The organism is Anaeropeptidivorans aminofermentans (assembly GCF_940670685.1).
GTDB classification, from domain to species: domain Bacteria; phylum Bacillota; class Clostridia; order Lachnospirales; family UBA5962; genus Anaeropeptidivorans; species Anaeropeptidivorans aminofermentans.
In genome coordinates, this window is record NZ_OW711693.1 from 2,282,339 (window position 1) to 2,303,918 (window position 21,580).

Sequence of the window (21,580 nt, forward strand, 5' to 3'; positions counted from 1 at the left end):
CTTATAAAATGTGAATAAACTGGCAAATATCCTCTTGCATATCTATAACCGCCTGTCGGGATGCCTTGGCAAATTCCTTTTCGGTAAAGTCATTTTTATATTTATCGTTTTTATAGGCGGCTATGATTCCTCTTGAGCTGTTAACGATTGCTCCAAGGCCGTTTTCATTGAAGCATACGGCTAAATCCTCCGCTTTTCCCCCTTGGGCTCCGTATCCCGGAACAAGGAAAAATACAGTCGGCATAATCTCTCTTAATCTTTTTGCCTGATCTTTGTGGGTTGCGCCAACGACTGCTCCTATGCTTGAAAAGCCGTGTTTTCCGATTAAATCCCCGCCCCATTTTGATACAAGGCCCCCTACGATTTCATGAACAGGCTGGTTTTCAACTATTAAATCCTGTATTTCGCCGCTGTTGGGGTTGGATGTTTTCACAAGGACGAAAAGGCCACTTTCGTTTTCCTTGCAGTCTTCTATATAGGGCTCTATTCCGTCATATCCTAAATAAGGATTTACTGTAATAAAGTCGGAATTAAAAACCTCGTCTTCCATATGCCCTATTTTTACTTTTCCGATATGGGCTTTGGAATAGCATTTTGCAGTAGAGGCAATATCTCCTCTTTTTACGTCTCCTATTACAATAAGGCCCTTTCCCTTGGCATACTGGGTAGTCTTTATATAAGCGGCGACACCTTCTGCCCCGAACTGCTCATACATGGCTATCTGTGGTTTTACGGCAGGTATGAGGTCGCAGACATGATCTATTATTTCCATATTGAATCTAAGGATTGCTTCCGCAGCGCCTTTCGTAGTACAGCCGTAAGTTTCAAACATTTCATTTTTAAGGTATTCAGGAACAAAATCCAGCTGAGGGTCAAGGCCTACTACCGTAGGGTTTTGAGTTTCTCTTATTTTTGAAATCAGCTTATCTATAATCATAAAGTCCTCCTAATATCACGTTTGTATAATTATACATTTTTATTTATAAAAATGCAATTCGTAATTATAAACTTTTATATTACCTGAAACAATAAGATGCTTTACTCTGCCCTTTACCTTAAGGCCGTGAAAGGGGCTGTTCTTTCCCTTGGACTTAAAGCTTTTAACGTCTATTTCATACTCATTTTTATAATCTATAATGGCGATATCCGCCGCCATGCCTTCGCTTAATTTTCCTTTGTTAAGCCCTATAACTTTCGCGGGGTTAACAGTCATTTTTTCTATCAGCTCATAGGCAGTTAATATACCTTTATTCACAAGATTTGTTACCCCAAGAGGAAGCGCTGTTTCAAGACCTACAATGCCGTTTGCGGAAGCCTTAAAGCCTTTATTCTTCTCATCTTCATGGTGGGGGGCATGGTCTGTTGCTATTACCTCTATGATGTTTTCTTTAAGGCCTCTGATAATAGCTTCCATGTCTTCTCTGCTTCTTAAAGGAGGGTTCATTTTATAATTTCCGTCGTCTGAGGGTATGTCCTCGTCACAGATGCTGAAATGATGGGGAGTTGCTTCGGCTGTTACCTTTGCCCCTCTTTTTTTAGCATCTTCTATGATATCAACGCAGCCCTTTGTACTCATATGGCATAAATGGAGCCTTGCCCCTACACTTTCTGATATTATGATATCCCTGGAAACGATTACCTCTTCGGAAGCGTTGGATATGCCTCTTAAATTAAATTCCTTTGATTTAATGCCTTCGTTTATAACGCCGCCGTCAACCAAATCAATATCTTCACAGTGGGAAAACATAGGCAAATCATTTTTTACGCATTCTTCAAGAGATTTTTTCAGAAGAAGAGAGTTCATTACGCTGTAGCCGTCTTCGCTTATGGCGCATACACCGGCTTCCTTAAGCTCTTTCACATCTGTAAGCTCTTTGCCTTGCTGGCCCTTTGTGGCGCTTCCTATGGACAGAATATTTACTTTTGCCTTTTCTGCTGCTTCTTTATAAATCTTTCGAACCACTTCTTTGCAGTCCGTTACAGGCTTTGTGTTAGGCATTGCGCATATGGTGGTAAATCCGCCTATGGCAGCGGCATTTGCCCCCGTTTCAATTTCTTCTTTATACTCAAGTCCGGGGCTTCTTAAATGAACATGCAGGTCTATAAGCCCGGGAGTAACCCAGTTTTCAGAAGCATCGATTATGGTTTCCGCGTTGAATTCAAGACTTTTGCCGACTTTTTTTATTATTCCGTCCTCTACAAAAATATCAAGAATTTTATCCAAGCCGTTTCCCGGGTCAATCACATGCCCGTTTTTAATTAAAATGCTCATATTTTCCCTTCCCTTCTTTGCATAAAAAAAACAATAAAAATAGTAATTTTTATTGTTTTAGTAAGATTCTTATATAATTATCAATAGAAACAAAGGGGACTTTTTCAAATCCAGAAGTATATATATCGCTTATCTTGTCTATATAAAACATCTTTTGAACCCCCTTCGATTTTCTACACACTTTATATAGTCTATCATCAAAAATAAGACTTGTCAATATTTGTTTTCATTATTCTTTTATTTTTTAAAAATAAATTTCAGAGGCTTTTGATAAGGATATAGCTTAAATTAGTTAAAAAAATCAAGTAAATTCACGATATATGTTTTTTCCTTTGCAAAATTTCTGTTTATATTATAAAATATGGATATATTTAATAAAAAAGGAGTTTTGTTATGGTAAGGACAAGATTTGCTCCAAGTCCCACAGGATACATGCATATAGGTAATTTAAGGACAGCCCTTTATGAATACCTTATAGCGAAAGGAAACAATGGCCAGTTCATTTTAAGAATTGAGGATACGGACCAGGCAAGATATGTCGAAGATGCCGTTGAGCTTATATATAAAACCCTCGAAATAACCGGTCTTAAACATGATGAAGGGCCGGACATCGGCGGTGAATACGGTCCTTACGTTCAAAGCGAAAGAAAGGGCATTTATCTTGATTACGCTTTAGAACTTGTAAAGGCAAAAAAGGCCTATTACTGCTTCTGTACTGTTGAAAGGCTTGAAGAGCTTCATAAAAACAGCGACCTTGGCATAGCCAAATACGACAGGCACTGTATGCATTTAAGCGAAAAAGAAATTGAAGAAAACCTTAAAAACGGCGTTCCCTATGTCATCAGGCAAGCAATTCCTGAAGGAAAATCTACCTTTAACGATGTGGTTTACGGTGAAATCACCATAGATAATTCTGAGCTTGATGATCAGGTTTTAATAAAAAGCGATGGCCTTCCCACTTATAATTTTGCAAACGTTATTGACGACCATTTAATGAAAATCACTCATGTTGTAAGAGGAAGCGAGTATATCTCCTCGACCCCTAAGTATAATCTCTTATACGAAGCCTTCGGCTGGGAAATCCCTACTTATGTGCATCTTCCTCTTATCGTTAAAAAAGACGGGAGCAAAATATCCAAAAGAAAGGGAGACGCTTCCTTTGAGGACCTGCTTAAAATGGGATTTTTGCCTGAGGCCGTAATGAACTATATCGCCCTTTTAGGCTGGAGCCCCGGAACCAATCAGGAGATTTTCTCTTTGAAAGAGCTTGAAGAGCAATTTGATGTAAAGGGTCTTTCAAAATCCCCTTCCGCATTTGATGAGGACAAGCTTAAATGGCTTAACAGCGAGTATATTAAAAAGCTTGACTTTGATAAATTTTATGAAATGGTTGAGCCTTTCTTAAAAGCAGGGGTGAAGTCTTCCGGCATAGATTTCAAAGAGCTTGCTAAAATGGCTCAAAGCCGTATCGATACTATAAACAGCGCTCCTGAACTTTTTGACTTTATTGATACCCTTCCCGAATATTCCACAGAGCTTTTCATTCATAAGAAAATGAAAACAGACGAGGCCGTTTCTTTAAGCTCTCTTATTAAAGTTTTAGAACTTTTTGAGAAAATGGACGGCCAATGGACAAACGACTATATTTATGAAAGCCTTATTGCTCTTGTAAACGAGCTTGGCCTTAAAAACGGGCAGATTTTGTGGCCGGTTCGGACAGCCCTTTCCGGAAAGCCCTCTTCACCTTGCGGAGCAAGTGAGCTTGCAGAGCTTTTAGGCAGAGAGAAAAGTATTGAAAGAATTCAATATGCCATAGAGCTTTTACAAAATAAGTTAAACTAGATAAAATATAGATTTGTACAGCAAATCTATATCATACTTCTTAAGTTTACAGGATATACTGAAGCCAAATGCCTGTTTTCTAAGTTCGTATTTTTTATATTAAAGAAAGCGGTGCTGCAATATTGCAGCACCGCTTTTTAAAAAATTTATAGTAACTTTTCTATTCTCTTCATAGCTTCTATCGTATTGTCTCTGTCACCAAAGGCCGTAAGCCTGAAAAATCCTTCTCCGTTTTCCCCGAATCCTGAACCGGGGGTACCCACTAAATTAGCCTTTTCAAGAAGATAGTCAAAAAACTCCCACGAAGTCATATTATCCGGGCATTTAAGCCAGATATAAGGAGAGTTTTCCCCTCCTGTAAAGTATATACCCTTTTTCCTAAAGGTCTCTGCCATGATTTCTGCGTTTTTCATATAATATTCAATATTATTTCTGCATTGCGCAAAGCCCTCGTCACAAAGGGCCGCCTCGGCGCCTCTTTGTATGATATAGGGAACACCGTTAAATTTAGTAGTCTGCCTTCTGAGCCAAAGCTTATTAAGCTTTACTCCTTCAAATTCAAGCGCCATAGGAATGACCGTATACCCGCAGCGGGTTCCCGTAAAGCCGGCCATTTTGGAGAAGGAGGAAAATTCTATTGCGCATTTTTCGGCCCCGGGAATCAAATAGATGCTTGTGGGAAGGCTTTTATCTTTAATAAAGCATTCATAAGCTGCATCAAATAAAATAACCGCATTTTGATTTATTGCATATTGAACCCATTTTGCAAGCATTTCATATGTATACACGGAGCCTGTAGGATTATTCGGCGAGCATAAATATATAATATCGGCCGCTACAGATTCATCAGGCATGGGAAGAAAATTATTTTCTTCTCCTGCTTTCATAAAAGCAACTTCTCGGCCTGCCATAATATTCGTATCAAGATATACGGGATAAACAGGGTCTGGAATTAAAACCTTATTGTCGATGCTGAAAATATCAAGGATATTTCCTAAATCGCTTTTTGCTCCGTCGCTTACAAAAATTTCATCATCTTTTAAACTTACGTTCTTTTTGCCGTAATACTCTTTTATGGAAGCCCTAAGAAAATCATATCCCTGCTCTGGGCCGTAACCTCTGAAGCTTTCTTTTTTGCCCATTTCCATAGATGCCTTTGTCATTGCATCTACTACGGTTTTAGCAAGAGGCAAAGTAACGTCGCCGATACCCATTTTTATAATGTCTGCATTGGGATTTTTCTCTTTAAATTCGGCAATTTTCTTTGATATCGTTGAAAATAAATAACTTTCCGTAAGATTATTATAATTGTCGTTAATTTTCATAAGTCTGCTCCTTTATTAAATCTCAACTGTGCCGTCAAATACCTTTTTAGCAGGGCCCGTCATTAAAACCCTTTCATCTGTATAATTTATAATAAGCTCTCCGCCTAAGAGCTTTACTTTTACGTCTTCCCCTTTTTTAAAATAACCGCATTCCGCAGCCGCAACAACAGTTGCACAGGCTCCCGTTCCGCAGGCAAGGGTTTCGCCGCTGCCCCTTTCCCAAACACGCATCGTAAGGGAGTTCTCGCCTGTTATTTTTATAAATTCTGTATTAACCCCCTCAGGAAAGATACTGTTTTTCTCAAACAGAGGGCCTATTTTTTCTATCTCCAGATTCTCAAGGTCATCATAAAATACGACACAATGAGGATTTCCCATGGAAACGCATGTTATTTTAACATTATTTCCAGAAATGTCTGTTTCTTTATTGATTATACTTTCTCCCGGAAGATTTACAGGGATAAGTGCTGGCTTAAGCTCGGCTTTTCCCATATCTACAGTTACGGAACTTACCTTTCCGTCTTTAATCTTTAGCTTTAATGTCTTTATTCCGCTTAAGGTGTCTACGGTGATTTCTTCTTTATTTACAATACCGTTATCGTACATATACTTTCCTACGCAGCGTATGCCGTTTCCGCACATTTTTGCTTCGCTTCCGTCCATATTAAAGATGGACATTCTGCCGTCTGCCTTTTCAGAAGGCGAAATTAATATGATACCGTCACCTCCTATGCCAAAATGCCTGTCGGAAAGCTTAATACTTAATCTCTCCGGCTCCTTAATCGTTTCCTTGAAACAATTAATATAAATATAATCGTTTCCGCATCCTTCCATCTTTGTAAAATTAAGATTCATGTCACACCTCTCAAAAATTGTATTTTAATTCCATAAAATTACTTTTATTTCCATATGAAGATTATTTTTTAGGGCAATGGACATAAGTCATTGCCCTTTTAAATACTAATATTGAATAGTTTTTACTTCAAATAACAGTAATAGAATTTTATTTTATCTGATAATGCTATGGCAAAACCGCAGCCTGCTTACTGTTTAAAATGAAATTATCTATCCTATATATCATAGGTTTTCAATATATTTTCAGCTATTTTTATCTTCGTCTGCCTTAAATCCATTGCCTGCTTTTCTATATACCTGTGAGCCTGCTCTTCCGTAAAAGAAAGATACCGCATAAGGATATACTTTGCCCTGTTTACGATACGAAGCTCTTCTATCTTTCGGTGAAGGCCTTCGTTTTCTTTTTTTATATCCATAAACCTTTTCCCCGAAGCATCAAGATATGAAATTACCCTTAATAAAAAGCTTCTGGATATGGGCTTATCTATTGTAAAGACGCCGTACTTATTTACTCTTTCGGCTATTTCTTCGGCTATATCCGCCTTCACAAGAAGAACGATATTGCTTTTATAATTCAGGGAAAGCTCCACAGCCATATCAACACCGTTTTCATCTGTAAGAGGTGCGCTTATAATAAGAAGATCGTATCCATAATTCAGCATATGCCTCCTGGTCTCCGAACCGCTTAGGCAAACATTTATTTTAGTGTAGTATCTGTTTTTTATAATGTCCTTTATAAACTCTGCACCTTTTTCAGTACGGGCGGCAATCAAAACACTATTCATTTTCCCACGGCCTCTTTCTGTAATGCTCTTTAAAGATTATATTCCTTTTTCTTTTCTTCAAGGAATTTCCGTAGTGCAGCAGGCGGAACAACCTCTTTTATAAAAGTGCTTTTTTCCGCAATTTTAACAGATTCCTTTAGTGTTTCAGGGAGAATTTCCCCCTTATAATCTTCGGGCCGTATGAGGCAGCTCTTTTCCTTTATACCTTTAAGGCCGGCTTTTATCAAAAGATAAAAAGCAAGGTAAGGATTGCAGGAAGGGTCGGGAGAGCGAAGTTCCATTCTCTGCTGGTCTCCTTTGGCGGAAGGGATTCTGACAAGCTCATTTCTATTTTCATAAGACCATGTAAGCCTTGAAGGAATATCAGCATTAAATCTAAAATAGGAGCTTTTAAGAGGATTAAGAAAAAGCGTCATTTGAGGAAGATAATCAAGGATACCCTGCATAAAGCTCTCGGCTATTTTATTATGCTCGTTTCTTGATGTTTTAAATATATTAATATCATTTTCCGAAAGAGATAAATTTACATGCATGCTGCTTCCGTTTTTATGCTCTAAAGGCTTCGGTAAAAATGAAACGTGAAGCCCGTTTTTACTGGCAATAATTTCGCTTACAGAACGAAACGTAATAAAATCGTCGGCGGCTTTTAAAGCATTATTATATTTAAAGACAATTTCGTTTTGCCCCGGCCCTCTTTCATGATGGGAGCTTTCAATATCAATGCCCATTTCTTTAAGAGAGGTACAGATTTCCCGTCGGATATCCTCGCCTTTATCAAGGGGAGATATATCGCAAAATCCCGCCCCGTCCTGAGGAATTAAGGTAGGATTCCCATATTCGTCAAGGAGAAATATATAAAATTCATATTCGCAGCCGATGTTACAGCTATAGCCTGCTTCTGAAAGCTCTTTTACAGCGCTTTTGAGAAGATATCTTGCATCTTCCTGGCATCGTTCTCCGTCTGCCCTTTTCATATCGCAGAAAAACCTTACAGTACGGCCTTGGGAAGGCCTCCAGGGAAGTATTGAAAGGGTTTTGGGGTCAGGAAAAAGAAAAATATCTCCGTCCTTTTCCGTATCGAAGCCCTCGACAGACTCCATGTCTACGCATATTCCCGATTCAAAGGCGTTTTTAAGCTCTTCCGCCATAAGTGTAATATTTTTTTCCACACCAAACAAATTGCAAAAAGCAAGGCTTATAAACCTTACGTCATTTTCTCTGATAAAATCCAAGGCTTCATATGCTGTAAAACTCATAATTTACCTCCTATAATAAAGGCTAAATACAATAAAAATCTATTTTATCTATCATACCATGAAAATTTTCTATCATAAAGCTTAAATTTCTTCGCGGCTAAAGCATGCTTGCAAACAGCCGCACCTGGAAAATAGAAAACCCAGAGATGCTCTTTAAGCTTTTTTCTTCCCTCGGAAAAGAAAACCGCATTTACGAAAACCACTGAAAGCCCGCAGGATTTCATATTGCCGGCCAGGATACATTTCGAGTATTTTGAGCGAAAAAACTACTTTTTCAGGCGAAATAAACTAAGGCTTGGCGTTTGCAGGCTTCCTCTAACTTAAGATATTAAAAAAGCGTCTGATAATAAATGAGTAGACGGGACCCACCTATTATCAAACGCCTTTGTTCTTATTAATAAATATACAATAACTTAAAATAACTGTCAAGAAAATATATTATCAATTCTCTAAAGAGAAAAATGCACCTTCAAACATAATTACGCAGTATTATTTACCGCCGCTCTCCCAAAAATAAGTTTATTTTCCAAAAATATGACATTTATTTATATTTTGTAAACTAATTTTCATCTTCTGCATATACTTTTTTTGTGAAATAATCTTCACCGTCTCCTATTCAATTATCTTATATGGTTATTTTTTATACAGTTAGCGCCTTTAGTCTTAATATTTAGTTGAAATAGCAGAATGTAAAATAGGGCGTTGACTTTTTATCAATTTTAAACTATACTTTTTTAAACAGCAAAGGCGCTGCGGAGTTAAAATCCCCGCGGCGCCTTTTATTTATATAAAAAGGTGCGAACTTTGGGAACAGGATAGCTGTGTTTAAAGATACCTTGTGAGCTTAGTAAGTGACCGTTTTATAGTAAAACAGCTTTAAAACAGTAATTTAAATCTTATTATTAAAAAGAAAGGAATGGATTAGATTGAGCAAAACCTATATACCAAAAGATTATAAGCCTGCTTTAAGCTTATATGAGACTCAAAAAGCAATAGGACTATTAAAGCGCGTATTTGAGGATAATTTGTGTAATAATCTTAACTTAACAAGAGTATCCGCACCATTATTCGTAGACCCGAAAACAGGCTTAAACGATAATCTTAGCGGTATAGAGCGCCCTGTAGCCTTTGATATAAAGGAAACAGGAAAAAACGGTGAAGTAGTGCATTCTCTTGCCAAATGGAAAAGGCTGGCATTACATAGGTATAATTTTAAACCAGGCGAAGGAATATGCACTGATATGAATGCAATACGCCGTGACGAGGTTATGGATAATCTCCATTCCATATACGTTGACCAATGGGACTGGGAAAAAATCATACCCGATGGAAAAAGAACTCTTGATTATCTTAAAGAAACAGTATCTTTAATCGTTCAATCTATATGCATAACCCAAGAGGAGCTTCAAAGGAAATTCCCTGCTCTTATACCCACCCTAAGCAGCGAAATAAGCTTTATAACAAGCCAGGAGCTTGAGGACCTGTATCCTAATAAAACACCGAAGGAAAGAGAAGATGCTTATCTTAAAAAGCATAAAACGGCTTTCATCATGCAAATAGGCGATATTTTAAAATCCGGTCAAAAACATGACGACAGAGCCCCGGACTATGATGACTGGCAGCTAAACGGAGATATTATGTTTTACTGTGATACGCTCCAATGCGCCTTTGAAATATCCTCCATGGGAATAAGAGTGGATTCTAAGGCCATGGATGAGCAGCTTAAAAAAGCCAATGCCGATGACAGAAGATCCCTCCCCTTCCATAAGCTCCTTCTTGAAGATAAACTTCCTCTTACTATAGGCGGCGGTATCGGCCAGTCAAGATTAAGTCTTATTCTTCTTAAAAAAGCCCACATAGGAGAGGTTCAAGCTTCTATATGGGATGACGAAACAAAAGAAATTTGCGAAAAGAATAATATAACCTTATTATAATTTTGAAAGGAGTATTTCATATGCGTAATCCCCTTGACAATTTTGGCTCTATGGTATTTGGCGAAAAAACTATGAAAGAAAAGCTTCCGCGAGATATTTATAGAGCCCTTAAAAATTGTATACGCCAAGGAAAAAGCCTTGACCCCAACCTTGCCGATGTAATTGCCAACGCTATGAAAGAATGGGCCGTTGAAAAAGGCGTAACCCATTTTACCCATTGGTTCCAGCCCATGACTGGCATAACGGCAGAAAAACACGATAGCTTCCTAACGCCTATTAACGACGGAACTATCATTTCACAATTCTCCGGCAGAGGGCTTATTAAAGGCGAACCGGATGCTTCGAGCTTTCCTTCCGGCGGCATCAGAGCTACATTTGAAGCAAGGGGATATACTGCATGGGATCCTTCATCTTATGTTTTCATAAAGGAAAATACCCTTTGCATCCCTACGGCATTTTATTCCTACAGCGGCCAGGCCCTTGATAAAAAAACACCATTGCTTCGTTCAATGGAAGCCCTGAACCGTCAGGCGGTAAAAGTACTTAATTTAATGGGCTATACCGATATAACTCATATATCTGCAACCGTAGGGCCGGAGCAGGAATACTTCTTAATTGACAAAGAAGTATATAAAAAAAGAAAAGACCTTTTCAACTGCGGAAGAACCCTTTTCGGTGCCAAACCGCCAAAGGGTCAGGAGCTTGACGACCATTATTACGGCGCATTAAGGCCAAGAGTAATTAAATTCATGCGGGAGCTTGACGAAGAACTTTGGAAGCTTGGCATATTCGCAAAAACAGAGCATAATGAAGTTGCACCTTCTCAGCATGAGCTTGCCCCTCTTTATATGACGGTAAATATTGCTACGGACCATAATCAGCTTACAATGGAAATGATGAAAAAGGTTGCCGATAGGAATGGGCTTGCCTGCCTTCTTCATGAAAAGCCTTTTGCCGGCGTAAACGGCAGCGGAAAGCATAACAACTGGTCCCTTCTTGCAAATACCGACGAAAATATATTTGACCCCGGTGATGACCCTGCCCATAACACACGTTTTTTATTGTTTTTATCCGCTGTAATAAAAGGCGTACATAAATATCAGGATCTTATAAGAATTTCTGTCGCAAGTGCTTCCAACGACCACAGACTTGGGGCAAACGAAGCTCCTCCTGCGATAGTTTCCATATTTTTAGGAGATGAAATTACATCTGTTCTCGAAGCCATCGAAATGGGAAATAACGACTGGCGGTATTTAAAGGAAAATATGTTTATAGGAACCCATGTGCTTCCTACCTTTGCTAAGGATAATACAGACAGAAACAGAACTTCACCCATCGCCTTTACAGGAAACAAGTTTGAATTCAGAATGCCCGGCTCTTCCTTTTCAATATCCGATATAAATACGGCCATTAATACGGCTGTTGCCGACGAGCTTGAAGGATTTTTTGAAAGGCTTAATAATTCCTCTAGTGTTGAAGATGAAATTTATGCTATAATAAGAGATACCTATGCAGAGCATAAGAAAATCATTTTCAATGGAAACAGCTATTCGGAAGAATGGGTTAAAGAATCAGAAGAAAGAGGATTATTAAACCTTAAAACCACTGTAGACGCCGCTCCCCATTTAATAAACAGCAAAAATATAGCGCTTTATGCCCGCCAGAAGGTTTTCAGTGAAACGGAAATCAGAAGCCGTTATGAAATAATTCTAGAAAACTACTGTAAAACCATAAATATTGAAGCCTTAACAATGCTTGATATGGCATATAAAAGTATAATACCTTCCGTAAGCATGTATATAGGAGAGCTTTCTGATATCGTCCTTAAAAAAAGAGCATTTATGGAAAATTTAAGCTGCGAAGCGGAATCCGAGCTTATAATAAAGCTTTCTTCCCTTCAGGACTCCCTCTATAAAAAGGTTAAAAATCTTGAAGGCGATTTAATAAAAGTTAGAGAACTGGATGGAAAATTAAAGGAAAAAGCCGATTTCTACAGAAATTATATTTTTATCGGCATGCAGGAATTAAGAGCCGTTGCAGATGAAATGGAGCCTCTCGTATCTGAGAAGCATTGGCCGTTTCCTACTTATAGCGATATCCTTTTCAGTGTTTAATATATCTAAAAAATCTCCCGTAATTACGGGAGATTTTTAAATATACACTTGAATTTATCAGCTATTTGGAGTTTAATAATACTATCTTATTATAATTAAACGGGCAGGTGGCTACTATAAAACAATTGTTAAAATTACTGATTATTTTGCCCTTCATAATATTACAGATGACTGCATATGCATTTGCCGAAAAAATCCCAGTTGTTTATTATGAAGAACCAAACATTAAAACTTCTGCTAAAGAAATTGAAAAAAATATACCGGAAGAAAAATCAGATTTTCCTGAAAGTCTTTATTTCATAGGTTTTATTCCCGTTATTTTTGTATCTATTCTGCTGATTCTATTAATAAAAACAAAGAATAAGATTAATTAAACTGTATGCTTTCCCTGTCCAGCGTTTTTCCTTCTCTTAAGTTCTGACGCATATGCTGAATAGTCGAATCAATATCTTCAAGCCTTGACAGGAGAGATTTTTCTTCAGGGCTTGTTTCTATTATTTTACTGATTCCGCCGTTTTTTATTATAATACGCTTGTCCGCCATTAAAGCAAGCAGCGGGTCATGGGTAGCCATAAGTACAATCTTATCTTCCGATACTAAAAGCTTTAATGCTTTTTTTCTGTCAATGCCCGCATTTTCTATTTCGTCAATAAGAACAATGGGAGACGAACTTAATATAGCCGTATCGGCAATCATTAAAGCCCTGGACTGCCCTCCGCTTAAACTTGTAACCGGGGTATCAAAATTAAACTTTTCCCCTGCAAGATTATTTGCCTCAAATATTATTCTGTCTATAACATCTTCAATATCTTCAACAAGCCTGCTTTTCGCATGAAGCTCCAAAAACTCCCGAACGGTTAAGTCCATGATAAAGTTCATATTTTGTGAAAGCTGGGCCACGAGACGGTTATTTGAAGAAAATCGCCATTTTTTATCAGGCTCGGAGCCGTTTATGAGTATTGTTCTGTTGGTTGGCGTATCCTTCTGGGCCGTCCATTCAATATCGCCTAAGAGCCTGCTTTTTCCCGAGCCGGTTGGTCCTACGATAGATACAATCTGAGAACTTTCCACCGTAAAGCTTTCAAAGCCTTCAGGGGTTCCTGATTTATCCGTTCCCGGAAGAATCGTAAGGGAGCTTACCCTTTCTTCATTCCCTACCCCCAAAAATTCAGACATCTGCTCTATATAAATAATCATATCGGAAATCAGCTTTTCCTTATTTATGGCATTATCCTCAATCTCGGCATCTGTAAAGCCTTCCAGAAATTCAGGGAATGTTTTATCTTCGTAGCCTGATATATTAAGTTTATTTTCTTCAAAATATGCGGATACAAAAGGATATTTGCTTTCAAGCTCTCTTATGGTTAAGTTTCTCATTATTTATCATCCTCAAGCTTTATTTTTCTTACATTACCCATCTGGAAGGCTTCACCAATCCTTGTTTCTCCCAAGCAATAGGAGCATAAGGCCGAAGGCATAGGGAAACGAAGCTTCATACCCTGTACAGAATCGATATCCTGGGCTTCGTCATATATCAAAGTTCCAAGCTCATAGGCTCCCTGCCCAGTAAGGCCGTTTACATGCATGGTTACGGCCGAAGGGTTTACAGAGCTCACGCGGGATGCAAAAACTTCTCTCTCTGCCTGAGATACGATATCGCCTTTCGTAATAACAACGATATCTGCTGATTTCAGCATAGGGCCTATTTTCTTAGGGGTATTGATTCCAGATAAATTGTCTATTACGCAAATCCCTTTAATATCCTTGATATAAGGGGAACATCTGTTGCAAAGACCTGCAGATTCCGTAACAAGAAGGTCAAGACCTTCTTTATTGCCCCACTGAACCACTTCTTCAATATTGGAAGCAAAGAAATGGTCAGGACATAAGGCCCCTGAAAGGCCTTTTTTAACCGGTATGCCGGCTCTTTCATAAGCAATGTCATCATCTGTATAAAGGCAGTCAAATTTTACTACGCCGACTTTAATATCTCTTTTTTTAAAAGAAGCTATAGTTTTCAATATAACAGAGGTTTTCCCCGATGAGGGAGGGCCTGAAAAAACAATTAAATTCATCCTATATCTCCTTCCTTGAGGCCTCGTAGAATAAGTTTTCAGTATATTTAAGGAGACTTCCTATATCGTTATTATTAATGAAATCCCAGCCAATCCACATGAATTTCTTATCTGCTGAGATATTATTTTCTACCTGAGGGTTTGTTGAAGGGAATTTTCCGTTTACAGAGAAGATTTCTCCAATTTCCTTTGAGAAAAGAAAATCAACAAAGGGCTTCGTCTTATCCTTTGTAGCCTTTTTCGTCAAAAGGAAAACAGGGCTTATAATAGCGCCGTCCTTAGGCCAAACAGGCTTGAAAGGTCCCTTTTCATCAATCATCTGAGTGAAGAAATAAGGCATAACTGTAATCACAGGGGTTTCCCCTTCATTTGATCTTGTGTGGGATTTTACCATCTGGGCAGGGTGCATACTTCTAAGCAAAGTCTTCCCAAGCTTTTCAATACCCTCTTCACCGTAAAGCTTATAGATATTTAATAAAACAGCATTAAATAAATCCAAATCCTTCATAGGTAAAGATACAGTGTTTTCAAATTCACCGGAAAGCAAATCTTCCCAGCTTTCAGGGAACTTTCTGTCTCCAAGAACCTGCGTATTTACCATAAAGATTGCCGGAACAATTCCTATTACCGAATACTGCCCTTTCGGGTCTTTCAAATCGATATAATCATTATCAAAATCCTTATTAAGCTTCTTAACACCTGTTATATCCTCAAAAACGCCTTCTTCTTTGAATTTTCCCATAAGCTCTTTATCAAAGAATAAGTCAAACCCTGCCGAAAGAAAAAGGTCTGAAAGAACCTCAGCGTTATCTTTATTGGATGCAATTCTTTCTTTTATCCAGTCCACTCCAAGGTTTGCTGATTTCAAATCATAGTCTGCCTCAAATCCTAAAGAAGCGCTGTTTTCTTCAAGCCATTTTTCAAAGGCTTCTACAAGAGGTATTCTTATAGGACAAGGCAAAATACCTTCTATTTTTATATCCCCCGAAGATTCTTTCTTTATCTGGGCAAGACCTGTTGAAAGAGACGGGCGATTCTGTTCTATTGCCTCAGCCATTTTTTCCGCAAAAAGTTCAGGATTTATTTTCTTGCTTTTTAAAGCCGTTTCAAGGGTAATTGTTTTACCGAGGGTCTTTCTCATCATTTCATTTTTTAAATTTTCAAATCCGTTTAATGCTAAAATCTCTATTGTCTCAGGATATTTTTCCGTAATATCATAAACTTTATCAGTAAGATTAAAATATTTATTCATTATTATTCCTCCCAGTACACTTTGTTAAAATAGTATAACATTATTATAAAAATAATTATGTTGTTTTTGCAACTTAAAATGAAAAAGGGGTATTTTCATGAAAAAAACCCCCTTTTTGTTTTAATCAAATTGAACTTCCTTTGATTATCTCCTTTGATTATTTTTTCGTTGACATACTAATTAATTTTGTATATGATTAATAATCAGTCAAATAATGCTTACAAGGAGAACATATGGAGACAAGAAAATACGGTTTACTGACATCAATAGCCATGATTACAGGGATAGTCATCGGCTCGGGTATATTTTTTAAAAGTGATAATATTCTCATTGAGGTTAATGGGAATATTATAAGCGGTGTTATAGCGTTTATTGCTGCCGCCGTAAGTATCATATTCGGTTCTCTTACGATTTCTCAACTTGCTTCTCGTACAGACCGCCCGGGAGGAATTATTACATATGCGGAAGAATTCTGTTCTGTAAATGCAGGCTGTGTATTCGGATGGTTTCAAAGCTTTCTTTATATTCCAAGTATTATAGTTGTTGTTGCATGGGTATCAGGCGTATATACATGCATATTATTCGGAATAAACGATACATTGGAAAATCAAATGCTTATTGGAACCGGCTTTTTGCTTGTTTTAGGCATAATGAATCTTCTTTCTGCCAAGCTTGGCGGATATTTTCAAAATGCGTCTATGATAATTAAGCTAATTCCTTTGATTTTTGTTGCAGTATTAGGGATTTTTTACGGCAAGGAAAGCCCCTCTTCATTTTCTTCATTGCAGGAAGGGGCAGGCTCCGCAGGTTTTATCGGTGCTATCCCGGCCATTGCTTTTTCCTTCGATGGCTGGACGGTTTCTACCTCTATTTGCCATGAAATAAAAAACAGCAAAAGAAATCTGCCTATTGCCCTTGTAGTTTCCCCTTTATTAATCTTATTATTATATATTCTTTATTTTGTAGGCAGCTGTTTTCTTCTGGGAACGGATAAAATCATAGAAATGGGCGATGCCCATGTGTATGAAATATTCAATCTGCTTTTTGGTGCCATAGGAGCGAAACTCCTTCTTATTCTTGTTATTATATCTGTTTTAGGAACCCTTAACGGGCTGATTTTAGGCTCTTACAGGCTGCCGTATGCTATGAGCCTAAGGGGTATGATTCCAGGATATAAATTTTTAAGCAAAAATGCAGAGGGTATCGGCGGCGTACCGCTTAATTCAGCTGTTTTCAGCTTCATTGTAGCTATCATATGGATGATGTTTCATTATATAACTCAAAAATTAAATATGCTTCCAAACTCTGACGTGTCTGAAATATCCGTTGTTACGAATTATGCAACTTATATCATTTTATATATTTCGGTAATACGTCTCGCTCTTAAAGGAGAAATTAAAGGCATATTTAATGGATATATATTCCCTGCTTTTGCCGTAATAGGCGCAGTAATAATAATTTTTGCAGGTGCCGGAAGCCCCTTCTTTATATATTACAGTCTCTTCTGCCTTGCAGTCATAGCCGCAGCATATATGTACTCAGTAAAAAATAAAGAAAGAATTATTCAAAGTGCAAATTCAGCACATAATGGACAGGCTATAGTAAATCTAAAGTAAACCAGTAACAAAGCCGCATATTTGCTTAGCTCAATATATAGTAATATACTTTAAATAGGCTGACAAAAAGCTATTTTACTATAGCGAATATGCTTTAGTTACTTCTTTATAAGAAATTAACTATAAATTTCATCACAAAAGAAAAAGCCGCTAAGCGGCTTTTTCTTTTGTATATTTTTATAATTATTATTGTTGTTCTGCCAATCTCTTGTACTGGTTGTATCTTCTCTTTGCGTCTTCTTCAGCTCTTGCAAAAAGCACATCTGCTTCTCCGGGGAATGCACGCTGTAAGGAAGAGTAACGAACCTCTCCTTCAAGGAATTCTCTGAAGCTTGCTGTAGGCTCCTTAGAATCGAGAATGAAAGGATTCTTGCCCTGTTCCTCAAGAAGAGGATTGTATCTGTATAAATGCCAGTAGCCTGCTTCTACCGCCTTCTTAGTCTGCGCCTGAGTAAGACCCATACCAGCCTTTATACCGTGGTTGATACATGGTGCATAAGCGATAATAAGTGAAGGTCCTGGATAAGCTTCCGCTTCAACAATCGCTTTGATCGCCTGGTTCTGATTTGCACCCATACCGATCTGGGCAACATAAACATAGCCATAGCTGATAGCCATCATGCCTAAGTCCTTTTTCCTTATCTTCTTACCGGAAGCTGCAAATTTTGCAATGGCACCGGTTGGTGTTGACTTAGAGGACTGTCCGCCTGTATTTGAGTAAACTTCTGTGTCAAATACAAGAACATTTACATCTTCACCGGAAGCAAGAACGTGGTCAAGGCCGCCGTATCCGATATCGTATGCCCAGCCGTCACCGCCGAATATCCACTGAGATTTCTTTGATAAGAACTCTTTATTCTTAAGAATTGCTTCTTTAAGCTCTTTTGCTTCTCCATCTAAGGATAAGCCTTCAAGAACTTCAATGAGGCTTGATGTAGCGGATTTATTTGCAAGGCTCTTAAATTTCGTTTCATTCCATTTTTCTACTGCTTCTGAAAGCTTATCGCTTCCAGCAAGCTCGGATACTTTTTCAAGCTTCATAGCAAGGCCTTCGCGGATTTTATTAGCGCCTGTGTACATACCGTAGCCGTATTCAGCGTTATCCTCGAAAAGGGAATTAGCCCATGCGGGACCCCTGCCGTCTTGGTTTACTGTATAAGGAGTTGAAGGTGCGCTTCCGCCCCAGATTGATGAACAGCCTGTTGCATTTGCAATATACATTCTATCTCCGAAAAGCTGAGTAACAAGTTTTGCATAAGGTGTTTCTCCGCAGCCTGCACAAGCGCCGGAGAACTCAAGAAGCGGCGTTTCAAACTGGCTTCCCTTAACGGTTTCACGGTTTGCAGGGTTTTCTTTTTGGGAAAGCTTCTGTGCAAAATACCAGTTTTCCATCTGATTAAGCTGTGTTTCAAGAGGCTTCATTACGAGAGCCTTCTCTTTCGCAGGGCAAACGTTAGCACAGTTGCCGCAGCCTGCACAGTCAAGGGTATCTACCTGAATTCTAAATTTATAACTTTCAAAGCCCTTACCTACAGCCTGCTTGGTTTCAAAGCCTGAAGGTGCGTTTGCAAGCTCTTCTTCCGTTGCAAGGAAAGGTCTTATTGTAGCATGAGGACAAACATATGCACATTGATTACACTGGATACAGTTTTCCATAATCCATTCAGGAACGTCAACAGCGATACCTCTCTTTTCGAAAGCAGCTGTTCCCTGTGGGAATGTTCCGTCTTCACGGCCTACAAATGTACTTACAGGAAGCTTGTCTCCTAACTGAGCGTTCATAGGGAATACGATATTCTTTATGAAATCAGGTACATCGGCTTCAGCTTTTTCTTCTTCTGTAGCATTTGCCCAGCTTGCAGGTACTTCAACCTTTTTAACCTTGTTGATGCCTTCTTCAACAGCGGCATAGTTCATGTTTACAATCTTATCGCCTTTTTTGCCGTAAGAGGCGTAAATAGCCTTCTTCATGTAATCAACGGCTTCTTCAATAGGAATAATGTTTGCAAGTTTGAAGAAAGCAGCCTGAAGAACAGAGTTAATTCTGTTGCCAAGACCTAACTCTTTCGCTATTTCTGTAGCGTCTATCGTATATAATTCAATGTTATGCTCTGCGATATAGCGTCTCATCGCTGCTGGAAGCATCTTATCAAGCTCTTTTTCGCTCCACTGGCAGTTCAAAAGGAATTTCCCGCCGTCTTTCAGGTCAGAAACCATATCGTATTTATCAACATAGGAAGGATTATGGCATGCAACAAAGTCTGCCGTATTAACTAAATATGTTGAACGGATGGGCTTATGTCCGAAACGAAGATGAGACTGGGTAATACCCCCGGACTTCTTGGAATCATAGTGGAAATAAGCCTGCGCATACATATCTGTATGATCACCGATAATTTTAATAGAGTTTTTGTTAGCTCCGACAGTACCGTCGGAACCAAGGCCCCAGAATTTGCAGCTGATAGTGCCTTCTGCTGAAACGTCGATTTCTTTTCCAACAGGAAGAGAAAGGTCCGTAACATCATCAACAATACCGATGGTAAACTTCTTCTTTGGATTTTCAGCAGCAAGGTTTTCATATACTGCCATCATCTGAACAGGAGTAACGTCCTTAGAGCCTAAGCCGTAACGTCCGCCGATGATTAAAGGTCTTGTTTCTTCTTCAAAGTAAGCTGTACATACGTCCTGATATAAAGGCTCGCCTAAAGCACCCGGCTCTTTTGTTCTGTCAAGAACAGCTATTTTCTTAGCTGTCTTAGGAACAGCGCTTAAGAAATGCTTAGCGGAGAAAGGTCTGTAAAGATGAACTTTAACACAGCCAACCTTTTCGCCTTTCGCCATTAAATGGTCGATGGTCTCTTCGATAGCATCACATGCGGAACCCATACAGATGATTACTCTGTCTGCGTCTTCTGCGCCGTAATAGTTAAAGAGCTGATAATTTCTGCCTGTAAGCTTATTGATTTCAGCCATATAGTTTTCAACGATTTCAGGTACTGCATCATAGAACGGATTGGAGCTTTCTCTTGCCTGGAAGAAGATGTCTGGATTCTGAGCCGTACCTCTTAAAACAGGTCTTTCAGGATTTAATGCTCTTTTTCTGAAAGCATCAATCGCGTCCATATCGGTTATTTTCTCTAAGTCCTCATAGTCAAGGCACTCTATTTTCTGAATCTCATGAGAAGTACGGAAACCGTCAAAGAAATGTAAGAACGGTACCCTTCCCTTAATAGCAGATAAGTGAGCAACTGCTCCTAAATCCATAACCTCCTGAACGTTAGCTGATGAAAGAAGGGCAAAACCTGTCTGACGGCATGCCATAACGTCGGAATGGTCACCAAATATAGAAAGAGCATGGCTTGCAATTGCACGGGCAGAAACATGAAGAACTGCCGGTAAAAGCTCACCAGCCATTTTGTACATATTAGGAATCATAAGAAGGAGTCCCTGAGAAGCAGTGTAAGTAGTCGTAAGGGCCCCTGCCTGTAAAGAGCCGTGAACTGTTCCTGCTGCGCCTGCCTCAGACTGAAGCTCTACAACAGATACAGTCTGTCCAAACATATTCTTTTTTCCGTTAGCTGCCCATTCGTCAGTATGTTCAGCCATTGGAGATGATGGTGTTATAGGATAAATCCCCGCAACTTCGGTAAATGCATAGGATACATATGCCGCTGCTGCGTTACCATCCATTGTCTTCATTACCTTTGCCATTTAATAGTCCCCCTTTAAACTTGGCAATAAAATATTAAAATAATTTTATACAGCGTTTTAAATTAAATTTCACTCTCTTTTTTTGACAATTATTTATCAAAACCAAAGAACATTGTATACATACTAATTATAACATAAAATCCCCATTAGTAAACCTAAAAGAGAAGTTTTTTAGCCACAAAGATAATTATGAGTAAGTTTTGTCTAACAGCAAAAACTCTTGTGAGCTTGCATAGCATAATATGAAAATAATGCTATATTTTTGAGGTTTTAGACAAACTTTCAAAAATCAATGTAAATTTTGTAGAATATATAGCATTATTAAAAAAATAAATTTTACAGAGGCAATTTATAATATAAGCTTTTTCGTAAGACAATGAAATTTGGATTATAACCCAATCCAACCGTTACGCTCTAAATTCGCAAGGCAGGCTTGAGCCGCGTATGCCTTCTTCTCCTAGTTCGTTCTTTTCATAAATAAATAATAATTAAGCCCGGGTAATTATTTCCCGGGCTAATATATTATTTTAATTTATCTATCGG

General features: G+C 38.4%; 15 protein-coding genes. 5 read left to right on the forward strand and 10 right to left on the reverse strand.

Annotated features, from left to right (window positions below; all coding sequences use genetic code 11):
* Position 1 precedes the first annotated feature (1 nt).
* Positions 2-934, reverse strand: coding sequence for an orotidine-5'-phosphate decarboxylase (pyrF, locus tag NBX03_RS09570; RefSeq protein WP_250230264.1), 933 nt, complete (start codon positions 932-934; stop codon positions 2-4).
* 42 nt (positions 935-976) lie between these two features.
* Complete coding sequence (locus NBX03_RS09575) at positions 977-2,272, reverse strand: dihydroorotase (protein WP_250227555.1); 1,296 nt, start codon at positions 2,270-2,272, stop codon at positions 977-979.
* A 393-nt stretch (positions 2,273-2,665) separates the two neighbouring features.
* On the opposite strand from NBX03_RS09575, the gene gltX reads away from it, so the two are divergent.
* Positions 2,666-4,114 (forward strand): glutamate--tRNA ligase, encoded by a 1,449-nt coding sequence (gltX, locus tag NBX03_RS09580; RefSeq protein ID WP_250227556.1) that lies wholly within the window; start codon positions 2,666-2,668, stop codon positions 4,112-4,114.
* 146 nt (positions 4,115-4,260) lie between these two features.
* Here gltX and NBX03_RS09585 read toward each other — a convergent pair whose 3' ends face one another.
* The 4 genes from NBX03_RS09585 to NBX03_RS09600 form a co-directional block, all read right to left on the reverse strand.
* Positions 4,261-5,439, reverse strand: a complete 1,179-nt coding sequence (locus tag NBX03_RS09585; protein ID WP_250227557.1) for an LL-diaminopimelate aminotransferase — start codon at positions 5,437-5,439, stop codon at positions 4,261-4,263.
* A gap of 15 nt (positions 5,440-5,454) precedes the next feature.
* Entirely contained in the window at positions 5,455-6,294 is an 840-nt protein-coding gene (dapF, locus tag NBX03_RS09590; RefSeq protein WP_250227558.1) for a diaminopimelate epimerase, read from the reverse strand.
* 215 nt (positions 6,295-6,509) lie between these two features.
* Positions 6,510-7,079, reverse strand: coding sequence for an ANTAR domain-containing response regulator (locus NBX03_RS09595; RefSeq protein WP_250227559.1), 570 nt, complete (start codon positions 7,077-7,079; stop codon positions 6,510-6,512).
* Between the two features lie 29 nt (positions 7,080-7,108).
* Complete coding sequence (locus NBX03_RS09600) at positions 7,109-8,335, reverse strand: glutamine synthetase family protein (protein WP_250227560.1); 1,227 nt, start codon at positions 8,333-8,335, stop codon at positions 7,109-7,111.
* 926 nt (positions 8,336-9,261) lie between these two features.
* Here NBX03_RS09600 and asnA point away from each other — a divergent pair.
* The 3 genes from asnA (at position 9,262) to NBX03_RS09615 (ending at position 12,757) form a co-directional block, all read left to right on the forward strand.
* Positions 9,262-10,269, forward strand: a complete 1,008-nt coding sequence (gene asnA / locus NBX03_RS09605) for an aspartate--ammonia ligase (RefSeq protein ID WP_250227561.1) — start codon at positions 9,262-9,264, stop codon at positions 10,267-10,269.
* 20 nt (positions 10,270-10,289) lie between these two features.
* Complete coding sequence (locus NBX03_RS09610) at positions 10,290-12,383, forward strand: glutamine synthetase III family protein (RefSeq protein ID WP_250227562.1); 2,094 nt, start codon at positions 10,290-10,292, stop codon at positions 12,381-12,383.
* Between the two features lie 125 nt (positions 12,384-12,508).
* On the forward strand, positions 12,509-12,757 hold the full coding sequence (locus tag NBX03_RS09615) for a hypothetical protein (protein WP_250227563.1): 249 nt from the start codon (positions 12,509-12,511) through the stop codon (positions 12,755-12,757).
* On the opposite strand, the gene NBX03_RS09620 is transcribed toward NBX03_RS09615, so the two are convergent.
* Genes NBX03_RS09620 through NBX03_RS09630 form a run of 3 tightly spaced genes read right to left on the reverse strand, consistent with a single transcriptional unit; the run spans position 12,750 to position 15,710 of the window.
* Positions 12,750-13,760 (reverse strand): ATP-binding cassette domain-containing protein, encoded by a 1,011-nt coding sequence (locus tag NBX03_RS09620; protein ID WP_250227564.1) that lies wholly within the window; start codon positions 13,758-13,760, stop codon positions 12,750-12,752. The genes NBX03_RS09615 and NBX03_RS09620 overlap by 8 nt on opposite strands.
* A complete protein-coding gene (locus NBX03_RS09625) occupies positions 13,760-14,458 on the reverse strand; it encodes a GTP-binding protein (protein ID WP_250227565.1) in 699 nt (232 codons plus the stop codon). Before NBX03_RS09625 ends, NBX03_RS09620 begins: the two co-directional genes overlap by 1 nt.
* A 1-nt stretch (position 14,459) precedes the next feature.
* Positions 14,460-15,710, reverse strand: a complete 1,251-nt coding sequence (locus tag NBX03_RS09630; RefSeq protein WP_250227566.1) for an ABC transporter substrate-binding protein — start codon at positions 15,708-15,710, stop codon at positions 14,460-14,462.
* A gap of 233 nt (positions 15,711-15,943) precedes the next feature.
* Between NBX03_RS09630 and NBX03_RS09635 the strand changes: the two genes are divergently transcribed.
* Entirely contained in the window at positions 15,944-17,326 is a 1,383-nt protein-coding gene (locus NBX03_RS09635) for an APC family permease (RefSeq protein WP_250227567.1), read from the forward strand.
* Positions 17,327-17,512: 186 nt separating this feature from the next.
* Here the strand turns inward: NBX03_RS09635 and nifJ are convergent, their stop codons facing one another.
* Complete coding sequence (gene nifJ / locus NBX03_RS09640; protein WP_250227568.1) at positions 17,513-21,037, reverse strand: pyruvate:ferredoxin (flavodoxin) oxidoreductase; 3,525 nt, start codon at positions 21,035-21,037, stop codon at positions 17,513-17,515.
* Positions 21,038-21,580 lie beyond the last annotated feature (543 nt).

Excerpts from the sequence above, each read along its gene's own strand:
- NBX03_RS09575 (WP_250227555.1), bottom strand. The coding sequence starts at position 2,272 with ATGAGCATTTTAATTAAAAACGGGCATGTGATTGACCCGGGAAACGGC.
- NBX03_RS09625 (WP_250227565.1), bottom strand. The coding sequence starts at position 14,458 with ATGAATTTAATTGTTTTTTCAGGCCCTCCCTCATCGGGGAAAACCTCT.
- dapF (WP_250227558.1), bottom strand. The coding sequence starts at position 6,294 with ATGAATCTTAATTTTACAAAGATGGAAGGATGCGGAAACGATTATATT.
- NBX03_RS09600 (WP_250227560.1), bottom strand. The coding sequence starts at position 8,335 with ATGAGTTTTACAGCATATGAAGCCTTGGATTTTATCAGAGAAAATGAC.
- nifJ (WP_250227568.1), bottom strand. The coding sequence starts at position 21,037 with ATGGCAAAGGTAATGAAGACAATGGATGGTAACGCAGCAGCGGCATAT.
- NBX03_RS09630 (WP_250227566.1), bottom strand. The coding sequence starts at position 15,710 with ATGAATAAATATTTTAATCTTACTGATAAAGTTTATGATATTACGGAA.
- NBX03_RS09610 (WP_250227562.1), top strand. The coding sequence starts at position 10,290 with ATGCGTAATCCCCTTGACAATTTTGGCTCTATGGTATTTGGCGAAAAA.
- NBX03_RS09595 (WP_250227559.1), bottom strand. The coding sequence starts at position 7,079 with ATGAATAGTGTTTTGATTGCCGCCCGTACTGAAAAAGGTGCAGAGTTT.
- NBX03_RS09585 (WP_250227557.1), bottom strand. The coding sequence starts at position 5,439 with ATGAAAATTAACGACAATTATAATAATCTTACGGAAAGTTATTTATTT.
- gltX (WP_250227556.1), top strand. The coding sequence starts at position 2,666 with ATGGTAAGGACAAGATTTGCTCCAAGTCCCACAGGATACATGCATATA.
- NBX03_RS09620 (WP_250227564.1), bottom strand. The coding sequence starts at position 13,760 with ATGAGAAACTTAACCATAAGAGAGCTTGAAAGCAAATATCCTTTTGTA.
- NBX03_RS09635 (WP_250227567.1), top strand. The coding sequence starts at position 15,944 with ATGGAGACAAGAAAATACGGTTTACTGACATCAATAGCCATGATTACA.